At 67.7% G+C, this 15,008-nt stretch carries 12 protein-coding genes and 1 other RNA gene; 9 read left to right on the forward strand and 4 right to left on the reverse strand.

All coding sequences use genetic code 11. The features are described 5' to 3' along the window. Positions 1 to 99: 99 nt before the first annotated feature. The 3 genes from TGR7_RS03735 to TGR7_RS03745 form a co-directional block, all read right to left on the reverse strand. Positions 100 to 1,485 (reverse strand): FAD-binding oxidoreductase, encoded by a 1,386-nt coding sequence (locus TGR7_RS03735; RefSeq protein ID WP_012637335.1) that lies wholly within the window; start codon positions 1,483 to 1,485, stop codon positions 100 to 102. Between the two features lie 187 nt (positions 1,486 to 1,672). Continuing rightward, positions 1,673 to 2,029, reverse strand: a complete 357-nt coding sequence (locus tag TGR7_RS03740; protein ID WP_012637336.1) for a YraN family protein — start codon at positions 2,027 to 2,029, stop codon at positions 1,673 to 1,675. After that, entirely contained in the window at positions 2,026 to 3,933 is a 1,908-nt protein-coding gene (locus TGR7_RS03745; RefSeq protein ID WP_012637337.1) for a penicillin-binding protein activator, read from the reverse strand. Before TGR7_RS03745 ends, TGR7_RS03740 begins: the two co-directional genes overlap by 4 nt. Positions 3,934 to 4,072: 139 nt before the next feature. Here TGR7_RS03745 and rsmI point away from each other — a divergent pair, with 139 nt between their 5' ends. Next, on the forward strand, positions 4,073 to 4,894 hold the full coding sequence (gene rsmI / locus TGR7_RS03750; RefSeq protein ID WP_081434247.1) for a 16S rRNA (cytidine(1402)-2'-O)-methyltransferase: 822 nt from the start codon (positions 4,073 to 4,075) through the stop codon (positions 4,892 to 4,894). A 52-nt stretch (positions 4,895 to 4,946) separates the two neighbouring features. Here the strand turns inward: rsmI and TGR7_RS03755 are convergent, their stop codons facing one another. Beyond that, positions 4,947 to 6,674, reverse strand: a complete 1,728-nt coding sequence (locus tag TGR7_RS03755) for an SMP-30/gluconolactonase/LRE family protein (protein WP_012637339.1) — start codon at positions 6,672 to 6,674, stop codon at positions 4,947 to 4,949. A 313-nt stretch (positions 6,675 to 6,987) separates the two neighbouring features. On the opposite strand from TGR7_RS03755, the gene rnpB reads away from it, so the two are divergent. The 8 genes from rnpB to mraY all read left to right on the forward strand — a co-directional run bounded on the left by rnpB (position 6,988) and on the right by mraY (position 14,997). Beyond that, positions 6,988 to 7,345: RNase P RNA component class A (gene rnpB, locus TGR7_RS16900), an RNA gene on the forward strand. A 304-nt stretch (positions 7,346 to 7,649) separates the two neighbouring features. Beyond that, positions 7,650 to 8,102, forward strand: coding sequence for a division/cell wall cluster transcriptional repressor MraZ (mraZ, locus tag TGR7_RS03760; RefSeq protein ID WP_012637340.1), 453 nt, complete (start codon positions 7,650 to 7,652; stop codon positions 8,100 to 8,102). Beyond that, complete coding sequence (rsmH, locus tag TGR7_RS03765) at positions 8,099 to 9,043, forward strand: 16S rRNA (cytosine(1402)-N(4))-methyltransferase RsmH (protein WP_012637341.1); 945 nt, start codon at positions 8,099 to 8,101, stop codon at positions 9,041 to 9,043. Before mraZ ends, rsmH begins: the two co-directional genes overlap by 4 nt. Next, positions 9,040 to 9,309, forward strand: coding sequence for a cell division protein FtsL (ftsL, locus tag TGR7_RS03770; protein WP_012637342.1), 270 nt, complete (start codon positions 9,040 to 9,042; stop codon positions 9,307 to 9,309). The genes rsmH and ftsL overlap by 4 nt, the downstream gene beginning before the upstream one ends. Before the next feature lie 10 nt (positions 9,310 to 9,319). Beyond that, positions 9,320 to 11,032 (forward strand): peptidoglycan D,D-transpeptidase FtsI family protein, encoded by a 1,713-nt coding sequence (locus TGR7_RS03775; RefSeq protein WP_012637343.1) that lies wholly within the window; start codon positions 9,320 to 9,322, stop codon positions 11,030 to 11,032. Next, positions 11,029 to 12,561 carry a UDP-N-acetylmuramoyl-L-alanyl-D-glutamate--2,6-diaminopimelate ligase gene (locus TGR7_RS03780; protein ID WP_012637344.1) on the forward strand — a complete coding sequence of 511 codons (1,533 nt, stop codon included), beginning with the start codon at positions 11,029 to 11,031 and terminating at the stop codon, positions 12,559 to 12,561. Before TGR7_RS03775 ends, TGR7_RS03780 begins: the two co-directional genes overlap by 4 nt. After that, a complete protein-coding gene (locus tag TGR7_RS03785) occupies positions 12,558 to 13,934 on the forward strand; it encodes a UDP-N-acetylmuramoyl-tripeptide--D-alanyl-D-alanine ligase (RefSeq protein WP_012637345.1) in 1,377 nt (458 codons plus the stop codon). The genes TGR7_RS03780 and TGR7_RS03785 overlap by 4 nt, the downstream gene beginning before the upstream one ends. Then, on the forward strand, positions 13,915 to 14,997 hold the full coding sequence (mraY, locus tag TGR7_RS03790; RefSeq protein ID WP_012637346.1) for a phospho-N-acetylmuramoyl-pentapeptide-transferase: 1,083 nt from the start codon (positions 13,915 to 13,917) through the stop codon (positions 14,995 to 14,997). The genes TGR7_RS03785 and mraY overlap by 20 nt, the downstream gene beginning before the upstream one ends. The last annotated feature ends 11 nt before the right edge of the window (positions 14,998 to 15,008 follow it).

Raw genomic sequence — 15,008 nt, forward strand, 5'->3', positions numbered from 1 at the left:
TGTGTTCTGAATGAGCTGTTTTCTGAAGGGTGAGTGCGAAGCCTCGAGATCCTTCTAAGCAAGCATTACTTCGCGTCTCTGCGCCGAGTCCTTTGATTTTCAGATATCCGGAAACCCCTTGCCCGGGTTCAGGATCCCCTTCGGATCGAACTGCCCCTTGATGCGCCGCATCAGGTCCAGGGTCTCCGGTTCGATCTCCCGGTCCACGAAGGCGCGTTTCACCAGCCCGATGCCGTGCTCGCCGGACAGGCTGCCGCGCAGTTTCAGCACCAGGGAAAACACCTCGTCCAGGCAGGCATCGGCGGCCTGCATCTGGACAGGGTCATCCGGGTCCACCAGCAGGTTCACGTGGATGTTGCCGTTGCCCGCATGGCCGAAGTTGACGATGGTGATGCCGAAGCGCTGCGAGAGCGCCTCAAGCCCCTCGATGAGCGTCGGGATGTGAGAGACGGGGACCACCACGTCCTCGTTGATCTTCTTCGGTGCCACGTTGCGCAGTGCAGGCGAAAGCGCCTTGCGCGTGGCCCACAGGGCCTTCACCTCGGCCTCGCTGCGGGCCACCTCCACGGACAGGGCGCCGTCCACCCGTGCCGCCCGGGTGACCGTGTCCGCGGCGCTGTCCACGCAGTCCTCGGGGCCGTCCACCTCGATCATCAGCAGGGCGCCGGCCCCCTCTGGCAGGTTCGCCTCGGAGTAGCGGCGAATCATCTCGATGGCGCCGCGATCCATGAACTCCAGGGCGCAGGGGATCGTGGGCTGGGCCATGATGGCGGCCACCGCCCGGGCGGCGTCGCCCATGTCACGGTACACCGCCTGCAGGGTGCGCTTGGCAGCGGGCAGGGGCGTGAGCTTGAGGGTGGCCTCGGTGATCACCGCCAGGGTCCCCTCGGAGCCGATGATCAGGCGCGTGAGGTCGTAGCCCACCACGCCCTTGGTGGTATAGACGCCGGTGCGCAGCAGTCTGCCGTCGCCGCTCACGGCGCGCAGCCCCAGGGTGTTCTCCCGGGGCGTGCCGTATTTCACCGCGCGCGGGCCGGCGGAGTTGTAGGCCAGGTTGCCGCCCACGGTGCAGAAGGCGGCGCTGGTGGGATCCGGCGGCCAGAAGAAGCCGTGGGCGGCAGCCGCGTCCTGCACCGCCTGGTTGGTCACGCCGGGCTGCACCACCATGAGCCGGTTGTCCGGGTCGATCTCCAGGATCCGGTCCATGCGTTCCAGCGACAGCACCACGCCGCCGCGCACCGGCACGGTGGCGCCGGTGGTGCCGGTGCCGCGGCCCCGGGCGGTGAGCGGCACGCCGTGTTCGTGACACAGCCTGACCACCGCCTGCACCTGCTCGGCGCCGGTGGCGAAGGCCACCGCCTCGGGCAGAGCCTGCTGGCGGGAGTTGTCGTAGCCGTAGGGCCAGCAGTCGCCGGGCTCGGTGAGCAGCTGATCCGGGGGCAGGGCCTGACGCAGGGCGTCGATGAGCTCGGGATGTGCGGTCATGGGGGAAGTGTATCTGCTGGGGGCGTGGCGCTGCACTTGTGCCGGCAGTCCGGGTGGGAAAGCGGGCCTGGGATGTTCACGCGGAGGGCGCAAAGACGCAGAGATCGCAAAGGGGTTTTTCCATAGAGAACTCTTTGCGCACTTTGCGTCTTTGCGTCCTCCGCGTTAATGGGAGGCCTCAGCAGGTTCAATCCACCGGAGCATCGAAGGCGTTGCGGATCCAGTCCACCGGTTCGTCGCCTTCCAGGGCCACCACGTCGAAGCGCACCGGGCCGTCGGGCATGCCACGCACCATCAGGTAGTGCCGGGCGGCGGTGCACAGGCGACGTTGCTTGCTGGGGGTGATGCTGGCGGCGGCACCGCCGAAGCGCCGGTTGCGGCGCAGGCGAACCTCGACGAACACCGTGGTCGCGCCGTCACGCATCACCAGATCGATCTCGCCGCCGCGACAGCGGTAGTTGTGTTCCAGCAGGCGCAGGCCGCGGCCCTCCAGATACGCCAGGGCCCTGGCCTCGCCGCGCCGTCCCTGGCGCTGAGTGCTCATCGGGAGGCCTGTGGTCCCGCTTCCGCCATGGGGGGCGTGAGCACCATGGGGCTCAGCACGCCGCGTCGGAACACCGCCCAGTGCAGCTGGCGGTGCACACGGCCCGCCTCGTCCAGGTACAGCCTGCCGGTCATGCCTTCGAGGCCTTCGCCGGGGCGCTGGTGCAGGTGGTTGAGCAGGGGCGCGAGGCGCATGGCGTCGTGGCCCAGCGCCACCAGCCGGGGCAGCTGGCGGCTGCCGGGTGACAGGTCCGGGGCGAGGGTGGCGCGGGTGGGTGTCTCCTCGATGGCGGCGTCCAGCAGCCAGGGGATCTCGGCCAGGGTCAGGCCGTCCAGGTCCGCGTCCGTCTGGGCGTCGCGATGGCCGGAATAGGCATGGGAGGTGCTCAGCACGGGCAGGTCACCGGCGCGATGGAAGCGCAGCTGGGGCGCCAGCAGGCGTGCCTCCCGGGGGGTGCCCACCATGAACACCACGTCCAGATCCTGGCGGCGCCGGGGTTCGAATTCCAGGTTGCGGCGCACGATGTTCTGCAGCTGGCGGTGGCGACCCTGGCTGTCGTTGAGTCCCAGTCCCTGGGTGATGGAGGGCGCGTAGTCGGTGGCCTGGGGGGCGTAGAACTGGGCGGACAGCACCAGCCCGCCCAGTTCCAGGAAGCGTTCGGTGAAGCTGGTGCCGAGCCGCTCGCCCAGCTCGTTGCGCGGCGCCAGGATCAGGGCGTGCAGGTACCCCTCCATGGCGGCGTACTCGGCCACCTGGCGTGCCTCGTCCTCCGGGTTGAGGCCGAACTGGAAGAGCCGCTCGGGCGGGTTGTCCCAGTCCACCTGGTTCAGGGCCAGCATGGGTACGGGCAGGTGATCGCTGGTGGCGAACAGTTCCACGGCGCGACGGTCCAGGGGGCCGATCACCAGGGTGGCGCCGTCCTGCACCGCCTGGTGGTACACGGTCCAGGCGGCCTCCGCCTGTTCGCCGGTGTCATAGAGGCGCAGGCTCGGGCGATCCTCCACGGGCAGCCGGTAATAGGCAGCCAGCATGCCCTCGTACACGGCGGTGGAGACCGCCGCCAGGCGCCCGGTCATGGGCAGCAGCACGGCGATGCGATCCGGGTAGCGGCCCAGTTCCGCCCATTCACGGCGCAGCCGGGGCAGGAAATCGCCGGTGGCCGGATGGTTGGGGAAGGCCAGCATCCAGTCCTCCAGGGCCGTTTCCAGGGCCGCCGGACGGGGCGCCGTGCCCCGCGCGACCCGGGCCAGGGACAGCCAGCCGGCGGTGACCCGGTCCGGGGCCTCGGCCTCGAAGCGCGCCAGGCGGTCACGGTCCTGTTCCAGCAGCCGGGTCCAGAGCACCTCGCGGTTGGCGGCGATGCCCTGGGCATCGTCCTGCCAGCGTTCCAGGGTGATGTGGGTCTGCACCACGCCCAGCCAGTCGTCCATCAGGCTCAGCACCAGCACGCGGGTCTCCAGCACCTGCCGGGCCAGGGGCGCGGGGCGGCCTTCCAGGTCCGTGGGCAGCAGCGAGAGGGCGCGCCAGGGATCGTCGGACCAGATCGCCAGGCGCGCACCGGCCACGGCGGCCCGGGTGCTGGCCGGTTCCGGCAGGGGCTGGCGGGTCAGGTCCGCGTAGGCGGTCTCGGCGAGATCCAGATCCTCGGGCTCGGGGCGCTCCGAGAGCAGCAGTTCCAGGCCGTGCAGGGTGAACTGGATGCGTTCCTCGCCGCGCAGTCGCTGGGCGTGGGCCAGGTACAGGCGACCGGCCTCCTGCAGCTCGCCCGACAGTTCCAGGGATTGGGCCTCGGTGAGGTCCGCCGGCGGCACCACAAGCCGGGGTTCGGGCGGCGCACAGGCCGCGAGCACGGCGGTCAGGGCCAGGGCGGGGAACAGGCGGAACAACAGGGCTGATCGGGTCATCGGATACCGGGGTGGTGTTGGGCAGGGGCGACGGGGCGTAGACTGTCGACCCTTCAGATGAATTCAAGGCAGGTCAGTATCTTGGCCGGGGGGGAACGTGTCAATTCAAGCGGCCGCAATTGAGAAGGGCGTCCTGTACGTGGTGGCCACGCCCATCGGCAACCTGGGGGACATGAGCCCCCGTGCCCGGGAGGTGCTCGCCGCCGTGGACCGGGTGGCCGCCGAGGACACCCGGCGCACCGGCGCGCTGCTGACCCACTTCGGCATCAAGGCCCGGCAGATCAGCCTGCACGAGCACAACGAACTGGAGCAGGTGCCCGCCCTGGTGGCGAGGCTTGAGGCCGGCGAATCCATCGCCCTGGTCTCCGATGCCGGCACGCCGCTGATCAGCGACCCGGGCTACCGCCTGGTGGCCGCCGCCCGTGCCGCCGGCATCCGGGTCTCGCCCGTGCCGGGCCCCGTGGCCGCCATGGCGGCCCTGTCGGTGAGCGGGCTGCCCTCGGACCGCTTCGTGTTCGAGGGCTTCCTGCCCGCCAAGGGCGGCGCCCGACGCCAGCGGCTGGAGGCGCTGGCCGGCGATCCCCGCACGCTCATCTTCTACGAATCCAGCCACCGCATCGCCGCCTGCCTGGATGACATGGCCGCCGTGCTGGGCGGTGAGCGCCGTGCCGTGGTGGCCCGGGAACTGACCAAGACCTTCGAGCAGGTACAGGACGGGCATCTCGCGGAGCTGGTCGCCTGGCTTGCGAGCAACGAAGATCACGGCAAGGGCGAGTTCGTGGTGCTCGTCGCCGGTGCCCCGGAGGCAAGCGATGCGGGCGTCGGCCCCGAGGCGCAACGGGTGCTGCGCCTGCTGCTCGAAGAACTGCCGGTGAAGAAGGCGGCGAAGCTGGCCGCCGAGATCACGGGGGTGGGGAAGAATCTCTTGTATGCGCGGGCGGTGGAGATGAAGTCGGGGTGAGGCGAAAGGCGTAACCGCGACGCAGAGGCGCAAAGAAATGCGAAAGCCTCACTCACAGCCATTTCAGTATTGCGTAGAGGGCCAGTACACCACTCAATGGCAATACGGTTGCCAGGATCGCTGCAGTTTGACGCTGCTTGAGCTGGTAGAGCCAGAAGTTGATGTGTCCCAGGTGATGGGTGCGGGCCACAATCGGCTTCAGGGTGTTCTCAGTGGTTTCCTCATCATAGAACGACTTCCTCCGGCCATCGAAGAGCACCACCGTGATGGGGCCGTGGGAGATGTGCATGGGGGAGCTTACGGCGACCTCCGCTGGGATCTGTATCGCTCTTCCGCGATGGTCCCTCAGGTAGAGCAGACCGCCTCTGATGCCGATTCGCGACTTGAGCAGGAGGGAGGCCTGCCACATCAGGGGCAGAATCACTGCAACCAGCACGAGTAACATCGCCATCAGACCGCGGAATGTATAAGGGGAGGCGTCCGCATCCTCGGGTGCCCAGTAGACCTGGGTCGCAATGATCAGGGCGGGTGCGAGCAGGATGCAGGCCATGCCTGCATACAGGGCCCACTGGAGAGGTCTCATGCGTTTGGGGTCGGGTTCGAGCCAGCTCACGCCGGAAAGACGGTCGGCGTTCACGAGCGGTGCGATGCGATTGGACAAGTGAGGGCGTTGCTTCGATCCTGTGCCCATTGTGGCCTGCCACTGCGCCGATAACCGCTCCCTGAGGCTTCCGCTGGCCAGGAGGAGGCCCAGTACCAGGATTCCCGCCAGGGACCAGAGCCCGATATGGCTCAGGGTTGCATAGTGATCACGTTGAGTGCGGTGTTCATCCAGGTGTGTGCCGAACTGTCCGCCCAGAGCGGAGACGCGCAGGTCATTCATATCCACCTGGTATACGGTCATTCGGGTTGGGTCCGTGATGAACAGCGCTCCCTGGTGGTGGGTCATGAACACGGGATCCGCGCCCTCTGGCAATTCGATACGGGTCAAGGCACGGCCTTCCATTGAATAGGCCAGGACATCGGCCTCCCGCAACAGGTTGTTCGCCACAATCACCCAGACACGTCCTCTCTCGTCGAAGGCAAAGGCAATCGGCCAGATACGTGTCCTGCGCGCGTCGGGATGACCGATGACTTCGATGCTGCCGAGTATCTCGCCGCGCATTTCATTGACTTGATAGACGCTGAGGCGATGGTGATTGGTATCGGCGACCCAGAGATGTCCGTTGTGCCATGACAGTTGGTTCGGAAATCGCAGGCCTGCTGTGATGTCCAGAGGGGTGGGTTCGGGGTTCCTCAAGTCCTGCGCTCGCAGGATGCGATGACCGCTGGTGTCGGCGATCATCAGCGTGCCATCCGGACCGTGCAGGAGCTTGTAGGCCCGCCCCTCGGGCAGGTGGTCTGCATCCAGAAGCGTGTCGCAATCTGAGGTCTCAAGACGGCATTGCCTGACCGTGGCTGGCCGGCTCGATGCCAGCAGAACCGAACCATCGGGCAGGCCATGCAGGTCAGTCAGGTTGTTGGCATAGCCGAGCTGACTGAGGTCGTGGCGCGAGAGGATCTCACCGTCCGGTGAGATGCGGTAGAGCGCATCGCCGTTGTTGATCAGCAGGGCGTCGCCCAACTGTGTGATCTGCTGGGGGCCGCCGTACAGGGATTTGTGGTGCTCTGCCCAGAAGCGCAATCCCAGCGCGGCGAACACCAGGAGGATCAGCAGCAGGGCAAGGAGGTTGTTCCGATGGCTGTCTGCCCCAAAACCGAGTCGTTTGCCGTCGCCCATGATCCTGCCTCCTGCGAGTTGGGTTTGCGAATTCCTTACGCTGCTCTGTGAATAGTAGTGGCTTATCCCGCCTAGGTATGCAAGGAGTGTAGGATCGTAAAGCGGTTTAGGACACCCATCATCCTGACCCAGTCAGCTGCGCACGTGCCTTCGCGGCCTTTGCAGTGCGTTTTCCTCCTGGCTTATCGATGTCGTGCTGCGGGCCGGTCCCATGGAGGCCAGGATCGAATTCGGCAACAGCCTTCGCCCTTCCCAATTCCAGCTTCCCACTTTTCCCTTGTAACTTTCCCGTTCCCACGTACTCTAATGCTCCGGAGTCGGCCGGACAGTCGCTGCGACCTTGTGTCGTGGAGGAAAGTCCGGGCTCCATAGGGCAGGGTGCCAGGTAACGCCTGGGCGGCGCGAGCCGACGGAAAGTGCCACAGAAAACATACCGCCGATGGCTCGGACCCGTTCCGGGATCAGGTAAGGGTGAAAAGGTGCGGTAAGAGCGCACCGCGCGGGTGGCAACACTTCGCGGCACGGTAAACCCCACCCGGAGCAAGGCCAAATAGGGGTGCATTGGTGTGGCCCGCACTGCACCCGGGTAGGCTGCTCGAGGCGCGCGGTGACGCGCGTCCCAGATGAATGACTGTCCCAGACAGAACCCGGCTTACAGGCCGACTCCCCATTTTTCCCCACCGCGATGAAGCCCGACCCCGATGCAGGGGCGGGCTTCACTGCTTTTCGGGTCCCAAACTTAAAGTGAATTGTGAGCTTGTGAGGCCAATCTGGTGAATCTCAAGGCGCTATTCTTTCGGCCTTGCCTGGGCTGATCTCCCACTTGGAGGGGTGTTCCTAAGTCTTTGTGACACAAGCACTATTTTTCTCTTCCCAGACCCTGATTTCCCTTGACCGGCCCCGGATCCCTACCTATAGTGTAGAAATGTGGGGAATAGTGGAGGAAAGTGGTTTTCCTCCCCATGAGGGCTGTCAGTGTTTCGAGGGGTCGCCAATCTCAACCTGGATACCAAGGGGCGCATGGCCATGCCGTCCCGGTATCGCGATCGCCTCGTGGAAACCTGCGAGGGGCGCCTGGTGATCACCGTGGACCGCGATGGCTGTCTGCTGGTCTATCCCCAGCCCGAGTGGGAGCGCATCGAGCAGGCCCTCATGTCCCGCCCCAACATGGACCGCCAGGTGCGCCGTCTGCAGCGCCTGCTGGTGGGTCATGCCACCGAGTGCGAGCTGGACGGCCAGGGGCGCATCCTGCTGCCGCCGCCGCTGCGCGACTACGCGGGCCTCGACAAGCGCGTGGTGCTGGTGGGGCAGGGCAACAAGTTCGAGCTCTGGGACGAGGACACCTGGGTCAAGAGCCGGGATGAGTGGTTCAAGGAAGAGGACGAGACCGCGGAGCCGAGCGCGGTACTGGAGAGCCTGTCCCTGTGAGCGGGAAGCCAGCCCCGGCCCACCGCGCGGTGTTGCTGGAGGAGGCGGTCGAGGCCCTGGCGGTGCGTCCCGACGGGATCTACCTGGACGGCACCTTCGGGCGCGGCGGCCACAGCGGCCGGATCCTGGAGCGGCTCGGCCCTGACGGTCGGCTCATTGCCCTGGACCGGGACCCGGAGGCCGAGGCCGAGGCGGCGCGTCGCTTCGGGGATGACGAGCGGTTTCACTTCGAGCGGTGTTCATTCGAGATGCTGCAGCAGGTGACAGACAGGCTGGGAATCAGCGGACGGCTGGACGGGGTCCTGCTGGACCTCGGCGTCTCCTCGCCCCAGCTGGACACCCCGGAGCGCGGCTTCAGCTTCATGAGCGACGGCCCCCTGGACATGCGCATGGACCCGGAGTCCGGCGAGTCCGCCGCCGCCTGGCTGGCCCGGGCCAATGAGGACGAGATCGCCTGGGTGCTCAAGGAATACGGCGAGGAGCGTTTCGCCCGGCGCATCGCCCGGCGCATCGTCGAGACGCGCCAGGAAATGCCCCTGGAACGTACCCGCCAGCTGGCGGAACTCATCGCGGAGGCGGTGCCCTTCAAGGAGCGTCACAAGCATCCGGCCACGCGCAGCTTCCAGGCCATCCGCATCCGGGTCAACGACGAACTGGAGACCCTGCCCCGGTGTCTTGAGCAGATCCCCGCCCTGCTGGCCCCGGGCGGACGCCTGGCGGTGATCAGTTTCCACTCCCTGGAGGACCGGATGGTCAAGCGCTTCCTGCGCGACCAGGCCGAGGGCGAACGCCTGCCCCGGGGCCTGCCGGTGCAGGGCGACGCGCGTCGGGGCCAGACCCTGCGCCTGGTGGGGCGCGCGATCCGCGCCGGCGAAGCGGAGCTGGACCAGAACCCCCGGGCCCGCAGCGCCGTGCTTCGGGTGGCGGAGCGGCTGGCGTGAGGCTGCGCCTGGTGGGGTTCGGGGTGCTGTTCCTGGCGGTGCTGATCAGCGCCTTCGGGGTGATCTACAGCAAGCACCACAGCCGCAGCCTGTTCATGGCGCTGCAGGTGGAGCTGGCTGAACGGGACAGCCTGAACGTGGAGTGGGGCCAGCTGCAGCTGGAACAGAGCACCTGGGCCACCCACGGACGTATCGAAGAGACGGCGCGGCAGCGCTTGAACATGACCCTGCCGAACGCCGGCAACACCGTGATTCTGTTGGATTGAGCGAGGGCCGATGTCGGATTCTCCGGACAAGCTGAGTGCAGTGCGCCGCAACGTGGTGCTGGGACTGTTCGTCCTGGGTTTCGCGGTGGTGCTCGGCCGTGGGCTCGATCTGCAGGTGTTCAAGCAGGACTTCCTGCGCGGCGAGGGCGATGCGCGCCACCTGCGCGTGGTCTCCATTCCTGCCCACCGGGGCATGGTGCTGGACCGCAACGGCGAACCCCTGGCGGTGAGCACGCCGGTGGATTCCGTGTGGGCCAATCCCCAGGAGACCCTGCAGGCTCCCGAGCGGCTGGCGGAGTTGGCCCGGGTGCTGGACATGGACCGGGGTGATCTGCAACGCCGCCTGGCGGAGCGCGCCGGCCGCGAGTTCGTCTACCTGCGCCGACACGTGAACCCGGACGTGGCTGCCCGGGTACAGCAGCTGGGCGTGCCCGGCGTGGCCCTGCAACGGGAATTCCGCCGCTACTACCCCATGGGTGAAGTGGCGGCCCACGTGCTGGGCTTCACCAATATCGATGACCGGGGTCAGGAAGGGCTGGAGCTGGCCCTGAACGAACTGCTGACCGGGCAGCCCGGCGCCAAGCGGGTGGTGCGCGATCGACTCGGCCGGGTGATCCGCGACGTGGAGAACATCCGTCCCGCGCGTCCCGGCAAGGACATCACCCTCACCCTGGATCAGCGCGTGCAGTACCTGGCCTACCGAGAGTTGAAGGCCGCAGTGCAGGCCCACGGCGCACGCTCCGGCTCGGCCGTGATCATGGACGTGCATACCGGCGACATCCTGGCCATGGTCAACCAGCCCAGTCACAACCCCAACAACCGGGGCAGCCTGCGCCGCGATGCCTCCCGCAACCGGGCGGTGACCGACCTGTTCGAGCCGGGCTCCACCATCAAGCCGTTCACCGTGGCAGCGGCGCTTGAGAGCGGCAGCGCGAATCCGCACATGACCCTGGATACCGCGCCAGGTTTTTTCCGCGTTGGCAACCACACCATCCGTGACATCCGCAACTACGGGCGCGTGGACCTGACCACGATGCTGGCCAAGTCCTCCAACATCGGTGCCAGCAAGCTGGCCCTGAGTATGGAGTCGGAGCACCTGTGGCGCACCCTGCATCAGGCGGGGCTGGGGCGCAGCACCGGCAGCGGATTCCCCGGTGAGGCCTCCGGTCTGCTGCGGGATTTCTATTTCTGGCGCGACGTGGATCGCGCCACCCTGGCCTTCGGCTACGGCCTGTCGGTCACCCCACTGCAGCTGGCGCGGGCCTACGCCGCCCTGGCCAACGACGGCGTGATGCCCGCGCCGCGCTTCCTGGCGCACCAGCCGGTGCTGCCCGGCGAGCCGGTCATATCCCCGTCCGTGGCCCGCGAGTTGCGCGCCATGCTGGAGGCGTCGGTGACCGCCGATAGCACCGGTCACCGGGCGCGGGTGGAGGGCTACCGGGTGGCGGGCAAGACCGGCACGGCGCGCAAGAGCGGCGCCGGTGGCTACAGTGAGGAGCGTTTCGTGGCCATGTTCGCGGGCTTCGCCCCGGCGAGCCAGCCGCGCCTGGTGATGGTGGTGGTCATCGATGAGCCGGCCGGCGAGCAGTACTACGGTGGGCAGGTGGCCGCGCCGGTATTCTCGAAGATCATGCAGGGCGCGCTGCGCCTGCTGGACGTGCCGCCCGACGACGTGCCCGGCATCCGCGCCGTGACCGCAGAGGCGGGCAGGGGGCCGGCATGATGAGCGTGCGCGCCAACCAACCCGACTGGCGCCTCTCCACCTTGCTGGAGGGCTTCGCGGCGGTCTCGCCGGGGCTGGACGTCCCGCTGCGGGATCTGTGTCTCGACAGTCGCCGGGCCCAGCCCGGCGCCGTCTTTATTGCCCTGGCCGGTCACCGTGCCCACGGCCTGAGCCACGCCGCCGAGGCGCTTGCCCGCGGTGCGGTGGCGGTGCTCTGGGAGCCGGCACCCGGTGTCGAGGCGCCCGTGGACCTGGGCGTGCCCTGTGTCGCCGTGCCCGGGCTGGGCCAGCGACTGGGCGAGATCGCCGACCGTTTCTTCGGTCATCCCTCCGGCGCCATGAAGCTCATCGGCGTGACAGGCACCGACGGCAAGACCTCGGTGAGCCAGTTCCTGGCCCAGACCCTGTACCAGGAGTCGGGCCGCTGCGGCGTGATCGGCACCCTGGGCGCAGGTGTCTACGGGGAGCTGGTGGAGACCGGACACACCACGCCGGATGCGCTCAGCCTGCACCGCTGGCTCGCGGATCTGCGTGGCCGGGGCGTGCGCTACACGGTCATGGAGGTTTCCTCCCACGCCCTGGTGCAGGGGCGGATCAACGGCGCCGCCCTGGATATCGCCGTGCTCACCAACCTGAGCCGGGATCATCTGGATTACCACGACAGCATGGAGGCCTATGCCGAGGCCAAGGCACGGCTGTTCCGCTGGCCCGGCCTGGAGACTGCCATCCTCAACCTGGACGATGCGTTCGGCCGCAAGCTGGCCGCCGAGCTGGCCGAGCGGGAGGTGCAGATCCTGGGCTACGGCCTGGCTGCCGCCAGCGGCGAGATCGAACAGGTGCGCGGCGAGTCGGTGGAATATCGGCCCGACGGTCTGGCCTTCAGTGTCGTCACCCCCTGGGGCAGCGGTCGGCTCGAGACCGGCCTGCTGGGCGCCTTCAACGTGCACAACCTGCTGGCAGTGCTGGCCGCCCTGCTGCAGCTGGGCCTGAGTCTCACCGATGCCCTGGAGCGACTGACCCACGTGCGCACCGTGCCGGGGCGCATGGAACGGTTCTCGGGCGGGAAAGGCGCCACCCTGGTGGTCGACTACGCCCACACCCCAGCGGCCCTGGCCCAGGTGCTGCAGGCCCTGCGGATGCACTGCGAAGGCAGGCTCTGGTGCGTGTTCGGCTGTGGCGGCAACCGGGACCCGGGCAAGCGTCCGCTCATGGCCCGGGCCTCGGAGCAGTTCGCCGACCGGGTGGTGCTCACCAGCGACAACCCCCGCCACGAGGACCCGCAGGACATCGCCCGGGAGGTGATGACCGGCTTCGAGCGTCCCGCCGAGGTGCATCAGGAGCTGGATCGCCAGGCCGCCGTGGAATGGGCCTGGTCACACGCGGCCGCCGGTGACCTGGTGCTGGTGGCGGGCAAGGGACATGAGACGGTGCAGATCGTGGGCGACGAGCAGCGGCCCTTCAGTGACCGCGACCTGGCCCGGCGCCTGGTCTCGGGCATGGCGGAAGGCAACGGGGAGGACATCGCATGATGATCTGGTCGCTCGCCGAGATCGCGTCGAAGGTCGGCGGTGAACTGCACGGCGGTGATACTGTGGCCGAGGGGGTCAGCACCGACACCCGCAGCCTGCAGCACGGCCAGCTGTTCGTGGCGCTCACCGGCCCGACCTACGATGGCCATGCCTTCGTCAGCGACGACCTGCCTGCCGCAGGTGTCATGGTCAGCCGCCTGCTGCCCACGCGCCTGCCCCAGGTGCTGGTGGACGACACCCGTCTCGCCCTGGGACGCCTGGCCCGGGCCTGGCGCGAATCCCTGCCGGTCACGGTGCTGGCGCTCACCGGCAGCAACGGCAAGACCACGGTCAAGGAGATGCTCTCGGCCATCGCCCGGGAGCATGCCCCCACCCTCGCCACCCGAGGCAATCTGAATAACGACATCGGCGTGCCCCTGACCCTGCTGGAGATGGCCCGCAACCACCGTTACGCGGTGGTGGAGATGGGCGCCAACCATCACGGCGAGATCGCCTATCTCACCAGCCTCGCCCGCCCCGACGTGGCCCTGATCACCAATGCCGGACCCGCCCACCTGGAGGGCTTCGGTTCCATCGAGGGGGTCTCCCGGGCCAAGGGCGAGATCTACTCGGGCCTGGGTCCCGACGGCGTGGCGGTGATCAACGCCGACGACATCTACGCCGACTACTGGTACGGCCTGAATCCAGGGCGACGCGTCATCAGTTTCGGACTGGATCATGTGGCCGAGGTCTCCGGCGAGTGGCAGGCGCCTGGCAGTCTGCGTCTGCACATGAATGGCCGGGTGCATGCCCTGGAGCTGGCCTTCCCCGGTCGCCACAACGCCCTCAACGCCCTGGCCGCCGCGGCCGCGGCGTTGGGTGCGGAGATCCCCGAGGAGGCCATCCTGCGCGGTCTTGCCCGGGTACACCCGGTGAGCGGACGCCTGGTGGCGGTGCCGGGGCGGGGCGGTGCACTGCTGCTGGACGACAGTTACAACGCCAACCCCGCCTCCACCCGCGCCGCACTGGAAGTGCTGTCCGGTCATGGCGGCGAGCGCTGCATGGTGCTGGGTGACATGGGCGAACTGGGCGATGAAGGTGAAACCCTGCATGCCGAGATCGGCGCCCGGGCACGGGAACTGGGCATCGAGCATTTTCATGCCGTGGGCCCGCTCAGTGCCCACGCGGTGCGTGCCTTCGGGGAGGGGGCGCAGCACCACCCCGACCAGGCCGCGCTCATCGAGGCCCTGCGCCCGATGTTGCATGCCGGCATGACCGTGCTGGTGAAGGGCTCGCGCAGCGCGCGCATGGAGCGGGTGGTGCAGGCCCTGCAGGCGGACACGAACAACAATCACAATAACGGGGGGGCTGCGCATGCTGCTCAGTCTGTTTGAATTCCTGAGCGAGTATTACCGGGGCTTCAATGTCTTCCAGTACCTGACCCTGCGCGCCATCCTGGGCGTGCTCACCGCGCTGATCATCGCCTTCCTGGTGGGCCCGGCCATGATTCGCCGCCTGAGCCTGTACAAGATCGGCCAGCAGGTGCGCACGGACGGCCCCCAGACCCATCTGACCAAGGCCGGCACGCCCACCATGGGCGGCGCCCTGATCCTGGTGGCCGTGGCGGTGAGCACCCTGCTGTGGAGCGATCTGTCCAACCGCTTCGTGTGGGTGGTGCTCATGGTCACCCTGCTGTTCGGCCTGATCGGCGGCATCGACGACTACCGCAAGCTGCGCTACGGCAATTCCAAGGGCCTGTCGGCCAGGACCAAGTTCTTCTGGCAGTCGGTGGTGGGTTTCGCCACCGCCATCCTGCTCTACTACACCGCCCAGGCGCCGGTGGAGACCACCTTCTTCGTGCCCCTGTTCAAAGACGTGGCCATCCAGCTGGGTCCCTGGTTCATCCTGCTCACCTGGTTCGTGATCGTGGGCGCCAGTAACGCGGTCAACCTCACCGACGGCCTGGACGGCCTGGCCATCATGCCCACCGTGCTGGTGGCCGGCGCCTTCGGGGTGTTCGCCTATCTCTCCGGCCACGCGGTGTTCGCCAACTACCTGGGCATTCCCTACGTGCCCGGGGTGGGCGACCTGGTGGTGTTCACCGGCGCCCTGGTGGGCGCGGGGCTCGGCTTTCTCTGGTTCAACGCCTATCCGGCCCAGGTGTTCATGGGCGACGTGGGGGCCCTGGCCCTGGGTGCCGCCCTGGGCGTGCTGGCGGTGGTCACCCGCCAGGAGATCGTGCTGGTGATCATGGGCGGCGTGTTCGTGGTGGAGACCCTGTCGGTGATCATGCAGGTGGTTTCCTACAAGCTCACCGGCCGGCGCATCTTTCGCATGGCGCCCCTGCATCACCACTTCGAACTGAAAGGCTGGCCCGAGCCCCGGGTCATCGTGCGCTTCTGGATCATCACCGTGATCCTGGTGCTGGTGGGCCTGGCCACCCTGAAGCTGCGTTGAGGAAAGCGACT

The organism is Thioalkalivibrio sulfidiphilus HL-EbGr7 (assembly GCF_000021985.1).
In the GTDB taxonomy this organism is placed as follows: domain Bacteria; phylum Pseudomonadota; class Gammaproteobacteria; order Ectothiorhodospirales; family Ectothiorhodospiraceae; genus Thioalkalivibrio_A; species Thioalkalivibrio_A sulfidiphilus.

What these genes read in the sequence shown, in the direction of transcription:
- mraY (WP_012637346.1), top strand. Translation starts at nt 13,915, where the DNA reads ATGCTGCTCAGTCTGTTTGAATTCCTGAGCGAGTATTACCGGGGCTTC.
- TGR7_RS03735 (WP_012637335.1), bottom strand. Translation starts at nt 1,485, where the DNA reads ATGACCGCACATCCCGAGCTCATCGACGCCCTGCGTCAGGCCCTGCCC.
- TGR7_RS03740 (WP_012637336.1), bottom strand. Translation starts at nt 2,029, where the DNA reads ATGAGCACTCAGCGCCAGGGACGGCGCGGCGAGGCCAGGGCCCTGGCG.
- TGR7_RS03775 (WP_012637343.1), top strand. Translation starts at nt 9,320, where the DNA reads ATGTCGGATTCTCCGGACAAGCTGAGTGCAGTGCGCCGCAACGTGGTG.
- TGR7_RS03755 (WP_012637339.1), bottom strand. Translation starts at nt 6,674, where the DNA reads ATGGGCGACGGCAAACGACTCGGTTTTGGGGCAGACAGCCATCGGAAC.
- TGR7_RS03780 (WP_012637344.1), top strand. Translation starts at nt 11,029, where the DNA reads ATGATGAGCGTGCGCGCCAACCAACCCGACTGGCGCCTCTCCACCTTG.
- TGR7_RS03745 (WP_012637337.1), bottom strand. Translation starts at nt 3,933, where the DNA reads ATGACCCGATCAGCCCTGTTGTTCCGCCTGTTCCCCGCCCTGGCCCTG.
- TGR7_RS03785 (WP_012637345.1), top strand. Translation starts at nt 12,558, where the DNA reads ATGATGATCTGGTCGCTCGCCGAGATCGCGTCGAAGGTCGGCGGTGAA.